General features: G+C 72.6%; 17 protein-coding genes. 11 read left to right on the plus strand and 6 right to left on the minus strand.

The annotated features are described in order from the left end of the window. Positions 1–188: 188 nt before the first annotated feature. Entirely contained in the window at positions 189–1,472 is a 1,284-nt protein-coding gene (locus V1260_RS01020) for a sugar ABC transporter substrate-binding protein (RefSeq protein ID WP_329744933.1), read from the minus strand. Between the two features lie 160 nt (positions 1,473–1,632). Here V1260_RS01020 and V1260_RS01025 point away from each other — a divergent pair, with 160 nt between their 5' ends. Then, positions 1,633–2,652 carry a LacI family DNA-binding transcriptional regulator gene (locus tag V1260_RS01025; protein WP_329744934.1) on the plus strand — a complete coding sequence of 340 codons (1,020 nt, stop codon included), beginning with the start codon at positions 1,633–1,635 and terminating at the stop codon, positions 2,650–2,652. After that, entirely contained in the window at positions 2,649–3,725 is a 1,077-nt protein-coding gene (gene trpS / locus V1260_RS01030; protein WP_329744935.1) for a tryptophan--tRNA ligase, read from the plus strand. The genes V1260_RS01025 and trpS overlap by 4 nt, the downstream gene beginning before the upstream one ends. A gap of 36 nt (positions 3,726–3,761) precedes the next feature. On the opposite strand, the gene V1260_RS01035 is transcribed toward trpS, so the two are convergent. After that, a complete protein-coding gene (locus tag V1260_RS01035; protein ID WP_329744936.1) occupies positions 3,762–5,363 on the minus strand; it encodes a DUF5129 domain-containing protein in 1,602 nt (533 codons plus the stop codon). A 193-nt stretch (positions 5,364–5,556) separates the two neighbouring features. Between V1260_RS01035 and cysK the strand changes: the two genes are divergently transcribed. Both cysK and cysE read left to right on the plus strand, forming a co-directional pair. After that, complete coding sequence (gene cysK / locus V1260_RS01040; protein WP_329744937.1) at positions 5,557–6,486, plus strand: cysteine synthase A; 930 nt, start codon at positions 5,557–5,559, stop codon at positions 6,484–6,486. Positions 6,487–6,552: 66 nt separating this feature from the next. Continuing rightward, a complete protein-coding gene (cysE, locus tag V1260_RS01045; protein WP_329745084.1) occupies positions 6,553–7,113 on the plus strand; it encodes a serine O-acetyltransferase in 561 nt (186 codons plus the stop codon). Between the two features lie 58 nt (positions 7,114–7,171). Here cysE and V1260_RS01050 read toward each other — a convergent pair whose 3' ends face one another. Genes V1260_RS01050 through V1260_RS01060 form a run of 3 tightly spaced genes read right to left on the minus strand, consistent with a single transcriptional unit; the run spans position 7,172 to position 9,409 of the window. After that, entirely contained in the window at positions 7,172–7,954 is a 783-nt protein-coding gene (locus tag V1260_RS01050; protein ID WP_329744938.1) for an SIR2 family NAD-dependent protein deacylase, read from the minus strand. Then, positions 7,951–8,790 carry an aldo/keto reductase gene (locus V1260_RS01055; protein WP_329744939.1) on the minus strand — a complete coding sequence of 280 codons (840 nt, stop codon included), beginning with the start codon at positions 8,788–8,790 and terminating at the stop codon, positions 7,951–7,953. Before V1260_RS01055 ends, V1260_RS01050 begins: the two co-directional genes overlap by 4 nt. A 43-nt stretch (positions 8,791–8,833) precedes the next feature. Continuing rightward, the gene (locus V1260_RS01060; RefSeq protein ID WP_329744940.1) at positions 8,834–9,409 is read right to left on the minus strand and encodes a GNAT family N-acetyltransferase; all 576 of its coding nucleotides are present in this window, start codon (positions 9,407–9,409) and stop codon (positions 8,834–8,836) included. A gap of 209 nt (positions 9,410–9,618) precedes the next feature. On the opposite strand from V1260_RS01060, the gene gcvT reads away from it, so the two are divergent. The 7 genes from gcvT (at position 9,619) to V1260_RS01095 (ending at position 18,104) form a co-directional block, all read left to right on the plus strand. After that, positions 9,619–10,749 (plus strand): glycine cleavage system aminomethyltransferase GcvT, encoded by a 1,131-nt coding sequence (gcvT, locus tag V1260_RS01065; protein ID WP_329744941.1) that lies wholly within the window; start codon positions 9,619–9,621, stop codon positions 10,747–10,749. Between the two features lie 58 nt (positions 10,750–10,807). Continuing rightward, positions 10,808–11,179, plus strand: coding sequence for a glycine cleavage system protein GcvH (gene gcvH, locus V1260_RS01070; RefSeq protein ID WP_329744942.1), 372 nt, complete (start codon positions 10,808–10,810; stop codon positions 11,177–11,179). Positions 11,180–11,298: 119 nt separating this feature from the next. After that, complete coding sequence (gene gcvP, locus V1260_RS01075) at positions 11,299–14,259, plus strand: aminomethyl-transferring glycine dehydrogenase (protein WP_329744943.1); 2,961 nt, start codon at positions 11,299–11,301, stop codon at positions 14,257–14,259. A gap of 96 nt (positions 14,260–14,355) precedes the next feature. Continuing rightward, positions 14,356–15,567 carry a cobalamin-independent methionine synthase II family protein gene (locus tag V1260_RS01080; protein WP_329744944.1) on the plus strand — a complete coding sequence of 404 codons (1,212 nt, stop codon included), beginning with the start codon at positions 14,356–14,358 and terminating at the stop codon, positions 15,565–15,567. A 135-nt stretch (positions 15,568–15,702) separates the two neighbouring features. Next, the gene (locus V1260_RS01085) at positions 15,703–16,848 is read left to right on the plus strand and encodes a glycosyltransferase family 4 protein (RefSeq protein WP_329744945.1); all 1,146 of its coding nucleotides are present in this window, start codon (positions 15,703–15,705) and stop codon (positions 16,846–16,848) included. 198 nt (positions 16,849–17,046) lie between these two features. Continuing rightward, a complete protein-coding gene (locus V1260_RS01090; protein WP_329744946.1) occupies positions 17,047–17,796 on the plus strand; it encodes a gamma-glutamyl-gamma-aminobutyrate hydrolase family protein in 750 nt (249 codons plus the stop codon). Positions 17,797–17,861: 65 nt separating this feature from the next. Then, on the plus strand, positions 17,862–18,104 hold the full coding sequence (locus V1260_RS01095) for a hypothetical protein (RefSeq protein WP_329744947.1): 243 nt from the start codon (positions 17,862–17,864) through the stop codon (positions 18,102–18,104). A gap of 143 nt (positions 18,105–18,247) precedes the next feature. Here V1260_RS01095 and deoD read toward each other — a convergent pair whose 3' ends face one another. Beyond that, positions 18,248–18,973 carry a purine-nucleoside phosphorylase gene (gene deoD, locus V1260_RS01100; RefSeq protein ID WP_329744948.1) on the minus strand — a complete coding sequence of 242 codons (726 nt, stop codon included), beginning with the start codon at positions 18,971–18,973 and terminating at the stop codon, positions 18,248–18,250. Between the last annotated feature and the right edge of the window lie 83 nt (positions 18,974–19,056).

The raw sequence follows: 19,056 nt of genomic DNA on the forward strand, positions 1-19,056 counted from the left end.
ATCAGGAAGGGGAGGCAGGACGTGCGGCGCTGCACGGCGCGCCGGGTCGAGCGGGCCGGGGGAGCGGGCCGGGTGGAGCGGGCCGGGAGGTGCGGTGGCCCGCCGCCGGGCGCGCGGAGCGCCGGGCGGCGTGTGTCGCCCTCCCCCTGTACGGCGGAAGGACGGGGGGTGGTCCCACCGACGGGGGATCAGCCGATCGCGGTGGCGATCTCCTCGCCCGCGGCCTCCATGGTCGGGTGCGGGTCCGCGCCGCCGACGATGTTGGCCTGGGCGATGCCGAGCGGGCCCCAGATGGCGGCCATCGCGGGGATGGCGGGCATCGGGTCGGCGGCCTCGGCCGCCTCGGCGAAGATCATCACGTACTCGTCGCTCGCGGCGATCTCCTCGCGCAGCTCGAGGTTCACCGGGGGCAGCGGGTTCGCCTCGTACATCGCCTTGGCGACGTCGGGGCTGCTCGCCACGTCGGTCATGAACTGCTGGGCGAAGCCGGCGTTCTTGGCCTGCGAGGCGACGTAGAAGGAGTTCACGCCGGCGAAGGGAGCGGCCGGCTGGCCGCCCTCGAAGCCGGGGATCGGGGAGACGGTGAACTCCACGCCGGAGTCGCGGACGGTCGCGAGCGCCCACGGGCCCGAGATCAGGTACGCGGACTTGCCCTCCGCGAAGAGGGTGATCGAGTTGTCGCCGGTGATCGAGTTCTTCAGCACGCCCTGCTGGCCGAGCTCGGCGATCTTGTCCGCCGCCGCGAGGGAGCCCTCTTTGCCGACGCCCAGGTCGGAGGGGTCGAGGTTGCCCTCGGCGTCCTTGCCGAACAGGTAGCCGCCCGCGGAGGTGTAGATCGGCTGCATGTGGTACGGGTCGCCGGACTCGCCCACGGGGAGGGACAGGATGTTCTCGGCGCCGCCCGCCTCGGCGGCGGTGATGAGCTCCTCGAAGGTGCCGGGGGTGGGGGCGTCGGTCAGCGCGTTGTTGGCGTACAGCGCGAGGGTCTCCACGGCGTAGGGGACGCCGTAGGTCTGGCCGTCGTAGGTGACCGCCTCGAGGCCGACCGCCGCGATGGTGTCGGAGACGTCCGCGGGCAGCTGCACCGGGGAGATGGCGCTGTTCTGCACCAGGTTCCCGATCCAGTCGTGGGCGCCCATGGTGATGTCCGGGCCGTTGCCCGCCTGGTTGGCGGTGATGAAGCTGGCCTGCAGCTCGTCGCCGGGGACGACCTGCACGGAGACCTTGAGGCCGTTCTGCTCGCCCCAGGCGAGGGCGGAGGGCTCGAGGGCGGGGGCCTTCTCCTCGTCGGCCCAGATCACCAGATCGGCATCGGCCGGGGCGGCGGGGGCGCCGCCGGCGTCCGAGGCGCCGCCGGCATCGGAGGACCCGGTGCCGGAGCTGTTCTCGTCCCCGCCGCCGCAGGCGGCGAGCAGGGCGGTGGCGGTGACGGCGCCGCTGAGGGCGAGGAAGTTCTTGCGACGAATCTGCACGTCTTCTCCTTCGAATCGTGTCGCAGCCGGCCGTCGGTGGACGGCTGCCCGATGCGGTCACTGTAGACCGGGACGGCAGGCGCGTGCAAGAATGTGCAAGTTCTTGCGAATGACGATCCGGTCACGGCGACGACGCCGACCGGGAGAGGGATGAGGTGTGATGGCGCGACTCATCGACATCGCCCAGCAGGCCGGGGTGAGCGAGGCGACCGTCTCGCGCGTGCTCAACGGCCGGGCCGGGGTCCACGAGGCGACGCGGCAGAACGTGCTGGACGTCGCCCGACGGCTGGGGCGCGGGGCGCTCCCCGGGGACCGCTCGGCCGAGCCCCTCGTCGGCGTGCTCGTCCCCGACCTCGACAACCAGGTCTTCACCGCCTGGGCCGAGCGCATCGAGGCCGAGCTCTTCGAGCGCGGGGCCTCCGCCCTCGTCGCCCTCCGGGCCCGGACCGCGGAGCGCGAGCGAGAGATCTTGCAGAGGTTCTTGCAGATCGGGGCGGAGGCGATCATCGTCATCTCCGGCCACCACGCCCAGCAGCAGGGGCCCGTGGACCACTACCGCGAGGTGACCGCCGCCGGGGTGCCGCTCGTGCTCGTCAACGGCGTCCGCGAGGATCTCGACGCCGCCTTCCTCTCCACCGACGACGAGCACGCCGTGCGCGCCGTCCTGGTGCACCTCCAGGACCTCGGCCACCGCCGGGTCGGCCTCGCCGTGGGCGACGAGCACACCTGGCCCGTGCGCGAGAAGCTCCGCGTCTTCGAGGACGTCACGGCCTCCTGGGACGAGGAGCCGCAGCCCGTGGCCTTCACCGACTTCTCCTATGCGGGCGGCTACGAGGCGGCCCGCGACCTCGTCGAGCGCGGCGTCACCGCGATCGTCTGCGGCTCCGACGTGATGGCCGCGGGCGCCCTCGAGGGCATCCGCTCCCTCGGGCGCGAGGTCCCCGGCGACGTCTCCGTGGTCGGCTACGACGACGTCTTCTGGGCCTCGCTGACCAACCCGCCGCTGACCACGGTGCGCCAGGCGGTCGGGTCGATCGCCCGGGCCGCCGTGCGCACGGCGCTGGGAGGCGGGGAGGAGAGCCGTCGGCCCGCGCGCACCGAGGTGGTCGTGCGCCCGCAGCTGGTCGTGCGCGGCTCGACCGCGGCCGCCCCCGGTGCGGCCGCTAGCATGGACCGGTGACCGCTTCGAACACCCCCCGCACCAGCTACGACACCGCCCAGGAGCGCAGCGACGCGATCTGGGAGCAGATTCGCACCGACCCCTCGGGTCTGCGCATGCTCACCGGAGACCGCCCCACCGGCGCCCTGCACATCGGGCACTACTTCGGCTCGCTGCGCAATCGCGTCCGCCTGCAGGAGGCCGGGGTCGAGACGTGGCTGATCGTCGCCGACTACCAGGTGATCACCGACCGCGAGGTGCTCGGCGACATCCGCGGCTCGGTGCGCGAGCTGCTCACCGACTACCTCGCCGCGGGCATCGACCCCGAGCGGGCCACGATCTTCACCCATTCCGCGGTCCCGGCCCTCAACCAGCTGATGCTGCCCTTCCTCTCGCTCGTCACCCAGCCCGAGCTCGAGCGGAACCCCACCGTGAAGGCCGAGCTGCAGGCCGCGGGCAAGACCGCGATGGGCGGGCTGATGCTCACCTATCCCGTGCACCAGGCCGCGGACATCCTCTTCTGCCACGGGAACCTCGTCCCGGTCGGCAAGGACCAGCTGCCCCACATCGAGCAGACCCGCGTCATCGCGCGACGCTTCAACGAGCGCTACGCCGGCGGGGAGGAGTTCTTCCCCCTGCCCGACGCCCTGCTCTCCGAGGCGCCGACGATCCTCGGCCTCGACGGTGCGGCGAAGATGAGCAAGTCCCTCGGCAACACCGTCATGCTGCGGATGACCCCCGACGAGACCCTCGCGAAGATCAAGAAGGCCAAGACGGACTCCGAGCGGCGGATCACCTTCGACCCCGAGGGCCGTCCCGAGGTCGCGAACCTGCTGACCATCGCCGGGCTGTGCACCGACCGCGACCCCGCGCAGATCGCCGAGGAGATCGGCGACGCCGGCTCCGGCACCCTGAAGATGCTCACCGCAGAGGCGCTCAACGAGCACCTCGCCCCGTTGCGGGCCCGTCGTGCGGAGATCGAGCAGAACCCCGATCACCTGTTCGCGGTCCTGCGCGCCGGCAACGAGCGGGCGAACGAGGCCGCCGAGGCGACCCTCGCGCGGGTCCGCGAGACCATGGGGATGGTCTACTGACCGCCGCCCGAGCCACCGCCCCCTGAGGCTGCCCGTTCAGAAGCGGCTCGAGCTGCCCGCCCCGGAGAAGCCGCCGGAGGACCCGGAGGAGAAGCCCGAGACGCTGCTCCCGCTCGAGCTCGCCGGTGGGTTGCGGTGCTGGTCGAGGCTCGTGTCGGCCGTGTGCTGCCAGCTGGTGTACCAGAGAACGGGATTGAGGTGCCAGGGCTGTCCCGCATCCGGGGAGGACGAGCCCTCGAGCGCATGCCGCCTCGCCCGCAGCGAGCGGTAGCGGCGGAGCTCGTGCGGCGACTCCTCGGCGCGTCGGAGCAGGTCCTCCTCGGTGTCGTCCTGCGCGAGACGGGAGATGCGGCTGCTCTGGAGCATCACCGTCGCGGCGGACAGCTCCCTCGTGAGGGTGTCGAGGCGCTCGAGCGCCTCGTCGGGCGTGGTGCGCCGCTGCTCGAGGGCCTCGGTCAGCTCGTCGATCTCGGTGCCCGCCTGCACGCCGAGCGCGTGGAGCGAGTCCGCGGCCGCCTGCTCCTCCGTCGAGGCGTCCCCGTCCGCGAGCGGTGCCTCCTCCAGGGAGGCGATGGCGTCGCGCAGCGGGGCGATCTCCCGCGCCCAGACGGTCTTCCACCCCTCGGTGCGGGTGAGCAGGTCCCGCGCCTCGACCACCAGGTCGTCCACGAGGTCCGCCTCGTCCACGGCGGCCTCCAGCTCACGGGCGAGCCGACGGTCGGCGCCGCGCAGCCCCCAGGACCAGTGCCGGGTGGTGGAGGTCGGGAGCTGCCCGCGCAGGGTGAGGGCGCGCTCGACGCTGTCCACGAAGGTCTCGTGGTCGGCGCGTGCGGCGCGCGCGTAGTCCGACGCGGTCGGCAGCGTGCGCGCGGCCTCCTCGGTGCGCAGTCGCGCCCCCTCGATCCCGGCGAGACGGGCGAGGGACTCGTCGGCCCGTCGCCGTGCCCCGCCGCGCGCTCCCAGCAGGCCGAGGCCGCCGCCGAGGGCCGAGAGGCCGGAGACCACGAGGACGCCGACGCCCGCCGGGCTCTGCCACCAGGGGCGCAGCAGGAGCTGGGCGTACCTCTCGGCGCCCGCCTCGAGGGCGCCGTCCCACGAGCTGGCGCGGGCCGGTTCCCGCATGGCGTCCTGCACGGCCTCGAACTCGGAGTCGGTGAGCTTCACGTCCTCCCCGGCGTAGGTGCCCAGGAAGCGGTTGCGGGGATCGAGGGCGAGGATGACCGTGCCCTCGGCCCAGACGTCACCGCCCGCGGCGATCAGGGACAGGTCCTGCTGTCGCGCGAAGTCCAGCACCGCGTCGTTCAGGGCCAGGTCGTCCGCCGGGTCGAAGCCGGCGTCGCTCACGTCGAGGACGAGCACCACGAGCCGCACCTCGGTGCGGAAGTCGGTGCTCGCGAGGGACTCGGTGATCCGCTCCTCGTCGAGCACGCCGACGGTGTCGTGGACGAGCACCTCGCGCGGTCCCTCGGCGCGGGCGGCGGAGAGCGGGGCCAGGAGCGCGCCGAGCAGGACGGCCAGGAGCACCGCCAGCAGGAGGAGCCCGCGCGTGTCGGCCGGAGCGGGCCGCGGCGGCGCGACCACGGCGGCAGGAGCCTCGAGCGGCGGGGCGACGGGAGCGGCGTCCAGGTGGGGAGACATGCCATGGAGCGTAGGGCGCTGGGCGGAGGTGCGCCCCCGACCTCCGTCGATCCCGGACCTGTCGATCGGGCACGGGGGAGGATGGCGGTGGACGGTCCCCGGGCAGACCCCAGGGGACGGGTTATGATCGCGCCAAGCAATGCTTTGCAGGGGCCGTGTGCCCACGGTCCTGCCCGGAATCGAGGAGGAACCCATGCCCGTGTACGAGAACGTCTCCGAGCTCGTCGGCCGCACCCCGCTGGTCAAGCTCAACAGGCTCGGCGACGACGTGAAGGCGACCGTGCTCGCCAAGCTCGAGTTCTACAACCCCGCCAACTCCGTCAAGGACCGCATCGGGGTGGCCATGATCGACGCCGCGGAGAAGTCCGGCGAGCTGCAGCCCGGCGGCACCATCGTCGAGGCCACCTCGGGCAACACCGGTATCGCGCTCGCCATGATCGGCAGCTCCCGCGGGTACACGGTGGTGCTGACCATGCCCGAGTCGATGTCCAAGGAGCGGCGCATGCTGCTGCGCGCCTACGGCGCCGAGCTCGTGCTCACCGAGGCCGCCAAGGGCATGAAGGGCGCGGTCGAGAAGGCCCAGGAGATCGCCGCCGAGCGCGGCGCCGTCCAGGTGCGCCAGTTCGACAACCCCGCCAACCTCGAGATCCACCGCACCACCACCGCCGAGGAGATCTGGGCCGACACCGAGGGTGCAGTCGATGCGCTCGTCGCGGGCATCGGCACCGGCGGCACCATCTCCGGCGTCGGCCAGGTGCTCAAGGAGCGCAAGGGCGAGGTGAAGGTCTTCGCGGTCGAGCCCGAGGAGTCCGCGATCCTCAACGGCGGCGCCCCCGGGCCCCACAAGATCCAGGGCATCGGTGCGAACTTCGTGCCCTCGATCCTGGACCGCGAGGTCTACGACGAGGTGCTCGACATCGACGCCGAGACCGCGATGGAGCGCGCGCGCTCCGTCGCGCGCACCGAGGGCCTGCTCGTCGGCATCTCCTCCGGCGCCGCGATTGAGGCCGCCGCCCGCATCGGCTCCCGCGAGGAGTTCGCCGGGAAGACCATCGTCGTGATCGTCCCGTCCTTCGGCGAGCGCTACCTCTCCACCCCGCTGTACGCGCAGTACGCGGACTGAGCCGGGGACGCCATGGCCCGCACGCGCGAGGCGAGCACGTTGCCGGGCCGGCTGACGGACCGGGTGATGGGCGTCGTCGCGACGGTCCGGGAGGACCTCGCGGCGGCGCACCGCCGGGACCCGGCGGCGACCGACGACCTGTCGATCCTGCTGACCTCACCCGGGCTGCACGCGATCTGGACCCATCGCCTCGCCCATCGGCTGTGGGCGCGGGGGGCGAGGCGCACGGCGCTCGTGATCGCCCAGGGCGCCCGCTCGGTCACCGGTGTGGAGATCCATCCCGGCGCGAGCATCGGCCGTCGCTTCTTCATCGACCACGGCATGGGCGTGGTCGTGGGGGAGACCGCCGAGGTCGGGGACGACGTCATGCTCTACCACGGGGTGACCCTCGGCGGCCGGTCGATGGAGCGGGTCAAGCGCCACCCCACCGTCGGCGACGGCGTGACCATCGGGGCGGGTGCCCGCGTGCTCGGCCCGATCCTCATCGGCAGCGGCGCCCAGATCGGCGCGAACGCCGTGGTCGTCAAGGACGTGCCCGCCGGCGCGACCGCCGTCGGCATCCCCGCGACGGTGCGCAGCGGCGCTGCGCATCCCGAGGACAACGTCGACCCGGCGATCTGGATCTGACGGGAGGTCCCGGATCCGGCGGGACGGCTCCGCGGGAGCGGTCGGGCCGCGGGACCGGTCAGAAGGGATCGAGGAACGAGGCGGTCGAGCGCCCGTTCATCGCGCGCTCCCAGGCCGGCAGCACCTCGTGGGCGTCCTCCGCGAGGACGTGGTCGAAGGCCGCGCGGAGGCCGCCGCCCGCGGGCGGGTCGATGTCGATCAGCACCGTGGTCGCCCCGTGCGTCCGGGCGAGCGGGGCGAGCTGCGCCGCGGGGAAGACGACCCCGCTCGTGCCGACGGCGACCAGCAGGTCCGCCCGCTCGGCCAGCCGCATCCCCAGCTCGAGGTCGGTCGCGGGCAGCATTTCGTCGAAGAGCACGACGTCGGGCCGGGTCCGCTCCCCGCAGCGCGGGCAGCTCCCGGGCACCCCGTGGTCCTCGGCGCGCGGGCCGTCCCCGGGGGTGAGCGGCGCCCGCCACGTGCACTCCGCGCCGAGGCACACCGCGTGCAGGGCGCTACCGTGCAGCTCGGCGACGATCTCGCTGCCCGCCGCCTGATGCAGGCCGTCGATGTTCTGCGTGATCACGGGCGCGCCCATCCGGGCGATCGCCCGATGGCCGGGCGTCGGCCCGTGATCGGTGGCGATCCGGGCCATCCGGCCCCAGACGCTCCACAGCTGCGGCAACGAGTCCGGCAGGTGCTCGGCATGCATCGCCCGCTCGGTCTCGGGCTCGAGGGCCCACAGACCCTGCGGGCCGCGGAAGGTCCCCAGGCCCGTGCGTGCGCTGAGCCCCGAGCCGGTGAGGAAGACGATCTCGCGGTGCTCCGGACCGGGGGAGAAGCGACCTCCCGGTCCGGTCACCACTCCTCGTGCTCCCGGGAATCCCAGGCGGCGTCCTCCCCGAGGTCCAGGCTCGCCAGCAGCGCGCGGTCCTCGTCGTCCAGGCGCACGTGATCCAGCGACGCGTTCTCGAGCTGGCGCTGGGCATCGCCCGACTTGGGGATCACGACGATGCCGCGGTCGATGGTCCAGCGCAGCGTGACCTGGGTGAGGGTCGCATCATGCTTCTGGGCGACCTTGCGCAGGGCGTACTGGGTGCCGAGGCCGTCGCGGCCGCCGAGCGGGCCCCAGGCCTCGGTGACGATGCCGTGCTCCTGGTGGAAGGCGACGGTGTCGTGGCGCGCGAGGGCGGGGGAGAGCTGGATCTGGTTGACCTCGGGCCACACGCCGGTCGCGTCGACCAGCTCCTGGATCTGCTCTGGGCGGAAGTTGGAGACGCCGATGTGCAGCGCCCGCCCCTCCTCCTTGAGGTCGACCAGCGTGCGCCACGTGTCGAGCGCGAGGCCGCGCGACGGGTTCGGCCAGTGGATCAGGACGAGGGCGGCGCGGTCGAGGCCGAGGCGGCGCAGCGACTCGAGATACCCCGTGCGTGCGGCCTCGCGACCCTGGTCGCCACCGGCGATCTTCGTCGTCACGAGCACCTCGTCGACGTCCAGCCCGGAGAGCCGGATCGCCTCGCCGACCGCCGCCTCGTTGCCGTACTGCGCCGCGGTGTCCAGGAGCCGGTAGCCGGCGCCGAGGGCGGTCGCGATCCGCTGCGCGCCGTCGGGGCCCTTGAGCCCTCCCGTGCCGAAGCCGATCAGCGGGAACGCGCTGCCGTCGGCGAGCGTGGTGGTGGGGATGGTCAGCGCGGTCATGGGGTCCTCCGTCGACGGGGGTGAGCGGACCCGGCCAGCCTACCTAGTGGGCGCGCGCGGGCGGCGGCGGGTCCTGCTCGGTCTGCAGGGAGTCGACGCGCTCGGGGAGCGGCTCCGCGAGGCTCCGCTCGAGCAGCAGCTGCTGCGTGCCGAACTCCTCGAGGCCCTTGCGGACGGTGAAGCCGAGCTTGCGCAGCAGGGCGACGCTGCGCTTGTTGCGGGTCTGGCTGACGGCGATGACGTGGTCGTCCTCGAGCGCCTCCCGCGCCCAGGCGAGCAGCGCGGCGCAGGCCTCCGCGGCATAGCCGCGGCCCGTCCACTCCGGCAGCAGCGCATAGGAGAGCTCGAGCTCGCCGCGGTCGTAGTCCAGGGTGATGGATCCGATCATCCGGTCGTCGTCGAGGGTCGCGAGCACCCAGCGGCCCCAGGTCAGTCCCAGGGGCGAGAGCTCGAGCGCCTGGCGGGACGCGTAGTCGACGGTGCCGCCCAGGTACTCCCGCGTGACGGGGTCGGTCATCAACCGGATCATGGCCGCGCGGTCCGCCTCGCCCGGCGCTCGGATCGCCAGCCTCTCGCTGCGGATCTCGACCGGCCAGTCGGGGGTTCCTTCACGTGTCACGGGGACCACCGTACCCGTCCCGCGGCGCTCGGCCCGGGCCGTTCGGGTCGGTTGCCGGGTGTTCCGCGGGGAACCGGCGAGAGTGCCGCCCGACCTCGCGACGGGCGGTAGGGTGACCCTGCGGCACGAGGGCGTGCTGCGGCGCCCGAAGACTCGGGAGGCGCACGGTGCGGGGCGGGAGTCCGTCCCGGTGAGGATGAAGGAGCACCATGGTCGAGGAGTCGCTGCGCAGCACGGCATTGGAGTCGGTCCACGAGGCGTCGGGGGCGACCTTCACGGACTTCGCGGGATGGCGGATGCCCGTCCGCTACGACTCGGATCTGCGCGAGCACGCCGCGGTCCGCGAGCGGGCCGGGATCTTCGACCTCAGCCACATGGGCGAGATCCACCTGCGCGGTCCGCAGGCCGGGGAGGCGCTCGACCACGCGCTCGCCGGGAAGATGTCCGCTATGGCCGTCGGCCGGGCGAAGTACTCGTTGATCCTCGCGGAGGACGGCGGCGTGATCGACGACGTCATCGCCTACCGCCTCGCGGAGGACCACTTCCTGGTGGTCGCCAACGCCTCCAACGCCGAGGTCGACGCCGGCGAGCTCATCGCCCGCGCCCACGGCTTCGACGTCGAGGTCGACGACGCCTCCGCAGCGACCGCGCTGATCGCCGTGCAGGGGCCGCTCAGCGAGGACATCCTGCTCGAGGCGCTCCTCGGTGACGAGGACGTCGCGGGGCTGACCGTCGAGGACCTCACCGCGCTGCGCTACTACCGCGTCCTCGAGGGCACTTACCGGAACGAGCAGCTGCTCGTCGCCCGCACCGGCTACACCGGGGAGGACGGCTTCGAGCTGTACGTGCCCGCCGAGCTCGCCGTCCCGCTCTGGGAGCGCCTCGTCGCCGTCGGCGGCGAGCGGCTGACCCCCTGCGGCCTCGCCTGCCGCGATACCCTCCGCCTCGAGGCCGGCATGCCGCTGTACGGGCATGAGCTGGGCCGCGCGCTGAAGCCGGTCCAGGCCGGTCTCGGCAAGGTCGTCGCCCTCGCGTCGAAGGGCGACTTCGTGGGTCGTGCCGCCCTCGAGGGTGCGGACCACGGGGACCTGCCCGTGCTCGTCGGCCTCTCCGCCGAGGGCCGGCGCGCCGCTCGCGCCGACGCGGTGGTCCGCGACGCCGACGGCGCCGAGGTCGGGGTGATCACCTCGGGGGCGCTCTCGCCGACCCTCGGGCACCCGATCGCGATGGCCCTCGTCCGCCCCGACCTGACGGAGATCGGCACCGAGCTGATCGCCGACGTGCGGGGCAAGGACCTGCCGGTCCGCGTCGTCTCCCTGCCCTTCTACTCCCGCGCCTGACGCTCCGCGCCGGACGCACCCCTCCCCGAATCCCGATCCCCTGACGGAAGGACACCCCATGACCGCAGAGCTCCTGTACAGCAAGGACCACGAGTGGGTCCGCGTCGAGTCCGAGGGCGTCGCCCTTGTCGGCGTGACCGACTACGCCGCCGAGCAGCTCGGCGACGTCGTCTACGTCGACCTGCCCGAGGAGGGCGCCGAGGTCACCGCCGGCACCGAGATGGGCGAGATCGAGTCGACCAAGTCGGTCTCGGACCTCTTCTCCCCGCTCACCGGCTCGGTCACCGAGGTGAACCAGGCCGTGGTGGACACCCCCGAGCTGGTGAACTCCTCGCCCTTCGAGGACGGCTGGCTGATCCGCGTGAGCTTCGCGGAGCTGCCCGAGGATCTGCTGTCCGCCGTGGACTACCAGGCCTTCACCGCCTCCTGAGCCGGCCGGCGGCGGCCGCCCCGTGCGGCCGCCGCCGAGCGCGCTCGCCCGCGCCGCCGCGGCGCCCGTCGGCCCCGTCGCCACCCATCCGCTCTCGCACCACCCAGGGAAGCCCGTCCATGACCTCCTCGTCCGTGTTCGCCCACGACTCCTTCGTCTCCCGCCACGTCGGCACCGATCCCGAGGCGCAGCGGCGCATGCTCGAGGTGCTCGGCTACGAGAGCCTCGACGAGATGCTGCGGTCCGCCGTGCCCTCCACGATCCTGCTCGAGGAGGACGTCGACACCGACGTCCCCGCGGCCGTGACCGAGCCTGCCGCGCTCGCCGAGCTGCGCGCCCTCGCCGATCGCAACACGGTGCGCCGCTCGCTCATCGGGCTCGGCTACCACGGCACCCACACGCCGGCGGTGATCCAGCGCAACGTGCTCGAGAACCCCGCCTGGTATACGGCCTACACCCCGTACCAGCCGGAGATCTCGCAGGGCCGCCTCGAGGCGCTCCTGACCTTCCAGACGATGATCTGCGATCTCACCGGCATGGACGTCTCCAATGCGTCCACCCTCGACGAGGCGACCTCCGCCGCCGAGGCGCTGATGCTCGCCCGCCGCACCGCGAAGCGCAACGGCGACGTCTTCCTCGTCGACACCGACGCCCTGCCCGCCACCAAGGCGGTGCTCCAGGGCCGGGCCGACGGGCTCGGCATCACGCTGCGCGAGGTCGACTTCGCCCGCGACGGCGCCCCCGAGGGCGAGTACTTCGGGGCCCTGATCCAGTACCCCGGCGCCTCGGGCCGCGTGTGGGACCCGCGCGAGGTCATCGCTGCGGTGAAGTCCACCCGGGCCGTCGCGATCGTCGCCGCGGACCTGCTCGCCCTGACCCTGCTCGCCTCCCCGGGCTCCCTCGGCGCCGACGTCACGGTCGGGACCTCCCAGCGCTTCGGCGTGCCGCTCGGCTTCGGCGGCCCCCACGCCGGCTTCGTCGCCGTCCGCAAGGGCCTCGAACGGCAGCTGCCGGGCCGTCTCGTCGGCGTCTCCCTGGACGCCGACGGCAACCCCGCCTTCCGCCTCTCGCTGCAGACCCGCGAGCAGCACATCCGCCGCGAGAAGGCCACCAGCTCGATCACCACCGCGCAGGTGCTACTCGCCGTGATGGCCGCGATGTACGCCGTCTACCACGGTCCCGAGGGCCTCACCCGGATCGGCCGACGGGTCGCGGATCGCACCACCGCCCTCGCCGACGTGCTGCGCCGCAGCGGGTACGAGCTGGTCTCGGACTCCTTCTTCGACGCCCTCGAGCTGCGCGTGACCGGGCGCGCCCGGGAGATCGCCGCCGGTGTCGCGGAGGCCGGCTATCTCGTGCACGCCGTCGACGACGACCTGGTCCATCTCGCCCTGGACGAGACGATCACCCGTTCCGATCTCGAGGACATCGCCGCCGCCTTCGCGCCCTACGCCCCGCAGCCCGGGGCCGAGCTCGCCGCCGAGCCCGCGGAAGGGGCCGACGGGGACGCCGGCGTCACCTCGGGTGCGGGCTGGGAGCGCCTGGTGCGCCAGGACGCGATCCTCCGCCACCCGGTGTTCTCCTCCTTCCGCTCGGAGACCGCGATGATGCGCTACCTGCGCCGCCTCTCGGACCGCGACTTCGCGCTCGACCGCGGCATGATCCCGCTGGGCTCCTGCACGATGAAGCTCAACGCCGCGACGGAGATGGCGGGCATCACCTGGGAGGCGTTCAACGGCGTCCATCCCTTCGCCCCGCGCGAGGACGTCGAGGGCTATCTCGAGCTGATCGGTCAGCTCGAGACCTGGCTGACCTCGCTCACCGGCTACGACACCGTCTCCCTCCAGCCCAACGCCGGCTCGCAGGGCGAGTACGCCGGCCTGCTCGCGATCCGCGCCTATCACGCCTCCCGCGGCGAGTCCGCCCGCGAGGTGTGCCTCGTGCCCTCCTCGGCGCACGGCACCAACGCCGCGAGCGCCGTCAACGCGGGTCTGCGCGTCGTGGTCGTCGACTCCGACGACCGCGGCAACATCGACCTCGACGACCTGAAGCAGAAGATCAAGGATCACGGCGACGAGCTCGCGGCGATCATGATCACCTACCCCTCGACGCACGGCGTGTACGAGGAGGAGGTGCGCACCGTGTGCCAGCTGGTGCACGACGCGGGCGGCCAGGTATACGTCGACGGCGCGAACCTCAACGCCCTGCTGCAGGTGGCGCGCCCCGGCGAGTTCGGCGGCGACGTCTCCCACCTGAACCTGCACAAGACCTTCTGCATCCCCCACGGCGGCGGCGGCCCCGGGGTCGGACCGGTCGCGGCCAAGGCGCATCTCGCGCCTTTCCTGCCCGGCCACCCGGCGATCCAGGAGGAGGAGCACCAGGTCGTGGGGCAGGGCGCGATGGTCCACGGCGGCGCCCCCGTCTCCCAGGCACCCTACGGCTCCCCGTCGATTCTGCCGATCACCTGGACCTACATCCGGCTGATGGGCCCCGATGGGCTGCGCCATGCGACCGCCTCCGCGGTCCTCGCCGCGAACTACATGGCCCGCCGCCTCTCCGAGGCCTACGAGATCCTGTACACCGGCGAGAACGGCTTGGTCGCCCACGAGTGCATCGTGGACCTCCGCCCCTTCACCGCCCGCACCGGGATCACGGTCGACGACGTCGCCAAGCGGCTCATCGACTACGGCTTCCACGCCCCGACCATGTCGTTCCCGGTCGCCGGGACGCTCATGATCGAGCCGACGGAGTCCGAGGACCTCGCGGAGATCGACCGCTTCGTCGAGGCGATGCTGATGATCGCCAAGGAGGCCGACGAGGTGCTCGCCGGCACCTGGCCCGCCGACGACAACCCGCTCGTCAACGCCCCGCACACGGCAGCGTCGATCGCGACGGGGGAGTGGACCCACCCCTACTCCCGCGAGATCGCCGTCTATCCCGGCTCCTGGACCGCGCCGGAGGACGAGTCGGTGCACGACAGCGCGCAGATGAGGATCCAGTCGAAGTACTGGCCGCCGGTGCGCCGCATCGACCAGGCCTACGGCGATCGCAACCTGGTGCCCACCTGGCCGCTGGACTGAGCCCGCGCGGCGCCTCCTCGGCCCGGGGAGGCGCCGTGTGAACGGCTGTGGCGCCGCGATTCCCGCTCTCGAGGACCGGGCTCCTACTCTCGGGGCATGACCGACATCCTCACCACCCACGCCGGCTCCCTGCCCCGCAGCCCGGAACTGATCGCCGCGAACGCCGCCCGCCCCGTCGGCGAGGACGGCCTGACCCCCGCCCCCACTGACGAGTTCCGCGAGGTGCTGCGCCAGGCCGTCGTCGACGTCGTCACGAAGCAGCGCGAGATCGGCATCTCGATCCCCAACGACGGCGAGTACGGGCACCTCATGGGCTCCGCCGTGAACTACGGCTCCTGGTGGTCGTACATCTTCGACCGCGTCAGCGGCCTCGAGATCACGGGCAGCGACATCTTCTCCTCCGAGCCGGTCCGCTCGAGCCCCGGGAACGTGCGCCTGACCACCTTCCCCGACCGCCGCGACTGGACGATCTTCGCCGACGCGTACCAGGACCCGACCTCCGGCATCACCGTCGGCTCCCAGCCGACCTTCCCGGCCGCGACCTCCCAGATCGCCTACTCGGAGACGGGCCGCGAGCTCGTCGCCCAGGACGTGGCGAACTTCCGCGCCGCCCTCGAGTCCGCCGGATACTCGGGCGGTTATCTCGCCGCGCTCTCCCCGGGCTCCGGCTCCCGCATCAACGACGACCACTACGGCGACGAGGACGCCTTCCTCGACGCCTGGGTCGAGGTGATGCGCCCCGAGTACGAGGCGATCGCCGCCGCGGGCCTCACCGTCCAGATCGACGACCCCTCGATCGCCGAGAACTGGGACCAGATCAACCCCGAGCCGTCCATCGCGGACTACGTCGAGTTCACCCGCAAGCGAGTCGACGCCGTCAATCGCGCGCTCGTGAACGTGCCGACCGAGCAGACCCGCTTCCACCTGTGCTGGGGCTCCTGGCACGGCCCGCACACGACCGACATCGAGTTCCGCCACATCGCGCCGTTGCTGCTCGAGATCGACGCGAAGTACTACTCCTTCGAGGCCGCGAACGTGCGCCACGAGCACGAATGGACCGTGTGGCAGGACCTCGAGCTGCCGGACGACAAGGTGATCGTGCCCGGCATCGTCTCCCACGCCACCAACGTCGTCGAGCACCCCGAGCTGGTCGCGCAGCGCCTCGAGCGCTTCGCCCGCATCGTCGGCCCGGAGCGCGTGATCGGCTCGACCGACTGCGGCCTCGGCGGGCGCATCCACCCGCAGATCGCCTGGGCGAAGCTCGCCTCCCTCGTCGAGGGAGCGGCGATCGCCTCGGCCCGCCTCTGAGCGGTCCCAGAACCCGTCGCGGAAGGGCTCGCCGAGCGCGGCACGACGGCCCGGTGGGCGAGAGTTCACCGGGCCGTCGTCGACTCGTCACGGGGACGTGGTCCGCGGGCGCGGCCGACGGCGCATGATCGAGGCGTGAGGATCCTTGTCGTCGCCGAGTCCTTCCTGCCGCACATGAACGGAGTCACCAACTCGGTGCTCCGCGTCGTCGACCACTTCGCCGCCGCGGGCGACGATCTGGCGATCATCGCCCCCCAGTGGCCCCGCGCGGACAAGTTCCTGCGCACGGCCTGCGGGCGCAAGATCCGGGTGCGCCGCATCGCTTCCGCGCCCCTGCCGGGCTATGCCGACGTGCGCATCGCCACCACCCGCGCGGGCACCCTGCGCCGCCGCATCGAGGACTTCCAGCCGGACGTCGTCCACCTCGCCTCGCCGACCATCCTCGGCGGGCGCGCCGTGGTCGCCGCGCAGAAGCTCGGGGTGCCGACGGTCGCCGTCTACCAGACCGACATCCCCGGCTACACGGCCCGCTACGGGATGCCCTTCCTGGAGGCCGCGTCCTGGCAGCTGCTCAAGGATGTCCACAACCGGGCGACCCTGAACCTCGCCCCGTCCACCGCGACCCGGGACCAGCTCGTCGAGCACGGCATCGAGCGGGTCTCGCTGTGGCGCCGCGGCGTCGACACCTCCCTGTTCTCGTCCTCGCTCCGCAGCGAGAGGCTTCGGGCCCGGTACGCCGATCCGGACGAGAAGCTCGTCGTGTACGTCGGCCGGCTCGCGCCCGAGAAGCAGGTCGAGGATCTCCGGGTCGTCCACGACATGCCCGGCGTACGGCTGCTGATCGTCGGCGAGGGCCCGGAGAGGGATGCCCTGCGCCGGGCCATGCCCCGGGCCCGCTTCGCCGGGTTCCGCTCCGGCACCGACCTCGCGACCCACCTCGCGAGCGCCGATCTGTTCATCCATCCGGGTGAGCTCGAGACCTTCGGGCAGACGATCCAGGAGGCCATGGCCTCGGGCCTGCCCGTCATCGCCCCCCGCCGCGGCGGCCCCGTCGACCTGGTCACTCCCAGCCGCACCGGCTGGCTCTACACCCCGGGCATGCTCGACGAGATGCGCGAGCATGCCGGGGACCTGCTCTTCGACGACGCCAAGCGCCGTGCCTTCGGGGAGGCCGCACTGGACTCCGTGCGCAAGCGCACTTGGCCGGTCCTCGCGGAGCAGCTGCGCGGCTACTACGGCCAGGCGATCGCGCAGCACGCCGCCGTGACGGCACCGAGCTGACCGCAGAGATCCGACCGCGCAGAGCCGGCCGCACCGAGCTGACCACACAGAGCTGACTGCACAGAGCGGACCGCTCAGAACTGACTGCGTCCCGTCGTCACATTCCGCCACAGAGTTCGCCCGGATCGGCCCTGCCGGGGTGGACTGGGTCCCGTCGCCGTCACCGGGCGGCAGGGATCTCCGCGGAAAGGACCACTCATGGCGCAGCGCACCACCACCCGTCGCCCGCTCATCGGCGTGACCGCAGGGACCCGCACCATGATGTCCGGCGCCTGGGCGGGCCATGACGCCGTGGTGGTCACCGAGCATTACGTCCGCGCGCTGCGCGAGGCCGGGGCCCGCCCCGTCATCATCGCGCCGCAGGACGACTGGACCGCCGAGGAGATCGCCGAGCTCGACGGCCTCGTGCTCACCGGCGGCACCGACCTGGACCCCGCGGTCTGGGGCGAGAACGCTCTTGAGACCGACATGACCCCGGACCCCGCGCGGGACGCCTTCGAGACCGCCCTGTACCGCACCGCCCGTGCGGCGGGCGTGCCGGTTCTCGGCATCTGCCGCGGCCTGCAGATCATCGTCGTCGCCGAGGGCGGCTCGCTGCACCGCCACCTCCCCGCGGACCTGCCGGCCCATCCCGTGACGGGGGAGCGGCCCACGGCCGTGACCACCGCCATCGAGGCCGCGAGCGATCTCGCGCTCGCCCTCGGAACGAGCGCGGAGGTCACCGCCTTCCACCACCAGGGGGTGCGCGAGGTCGCGGGGGATCTGCGCATCGTCGCGCGGCACGAGAGCGGTCTCCCGCTCGCCGTCGAGTCGGGGTCCGGCTCGAGCGTGCTGGGCGTCCAGTGGCATCCGGAGATCGACGGTGCCGAGGGCCTCGCCGTGTTCGGCACCCTGCTCGCCGCGGTCCGCCATCGCGCCGCGTCGGACGAGGTGCCCGCCCTGGTCTAGGATGGTGCCCGTCGCCCGCGTCCCGGACCGGACGCGATCGAGAGCCGAAGCGGAGGACACAGCAGATGAGCAACGAGCAGGTCGACGCCACGAGCGAGGCCGCCGCGCCGCGTGCGCGCAACCAGACCTCAGCGGGCAACAGCCTGCCCCTGTCGGTGGTGCTGTTCGTGCTGCTCTTCGGGCTGTTCGTCGCCGGTCTCTACGTGATGGCGATGTTCACCCCGGTGACCTTCCTGGCGGGCCTCGGCATGTGCCTCGTCGCCCTCTTCATCACCTTCGACCTGGTGCCGCGCTTTCTCACGAAGTGAGCGCCGCCCGTAGCGCGCGGGCCCTCGAACACAGCACAGTGCCCGGCACCTCGAGGTGCCGGGCACTGTGCTGTCCGGAGCCGTAGCGGCAGGGGGCGGCCGGGGGCAGCCGGTCTCCCGTCGCATCCCGCCCGCTCCGCGGGTCAGCTGGAGGAGTTCGCGTCCAGGCGGACGATCGTCTCGAGCGCCACCTCGATCATGTCCTCGAAGGACTCCTGCCGCTCGAGGGAGCTGGTCTCCTCGCCGGTGATCAGGTGGTCCGAGACGGTGCACAGGGCGAGCGCCCGGCGACCGAACTGCGCGGCGAGCGTGTACAGCGCGGCGGCCTCCATCTCCACCCCCAGGACGCCGTACCGCGCGAGGATCCCCGCGATCTCGGTGTCCGGGTTGTAGAACTGGTCCGAGGAGAACAGGCCGCCGGGGACCACCGGCAGCAGCCGCTCCTCGGCGACATCCGCCGCGAGGCGCAGCAGCTCGAAATCTGCGGCCGGCGCATAGGAGACGTGGCGGAAACGGGGCACGTTCATCGCCGAGTCGGTCGAGGCGGCGACGCCTAGGATCACGTCGCGCACCTTCACCCGCTCGGACAGGGCGCCGCAGGTGCCGACGCGGAGGATCGCCTGCACGTCGTAGTCGGAGAACAGTTCCTGGGCGTAGATGGCCATCGAGGGCTGGCCCATCCCGGAGCCCTGCGTGGAGATGCGCACTCCGGCGAAGGTGCCGGTGTAGCCCAGCATCCCCCGCACGTCGTTGTACTGGACGGGGTCCTCGAGGAAAGTCTCGGCGATCCACCGCGCACGGTAGGGGTCACCGGGAAGGAGCACGTACGGAGCGATCTGGTCGGGCGAGGCACCGATATGTGTCGACATGGCGCCAGCGTACGTCCGGGGCCGGCGCCGGCGGCGCGGACGCACCGCATGTCGCGGCCCCGGGAGTCAGGCACAATGGCGTC

The organism is Brachybacterium sp. J144, assembly GCF_036321705.1.
Lineage (GTDB): Bacteria > Actinomycetota > Actinomycetes > Actinomycetales > Dermabacteraceae > Brachybacterium.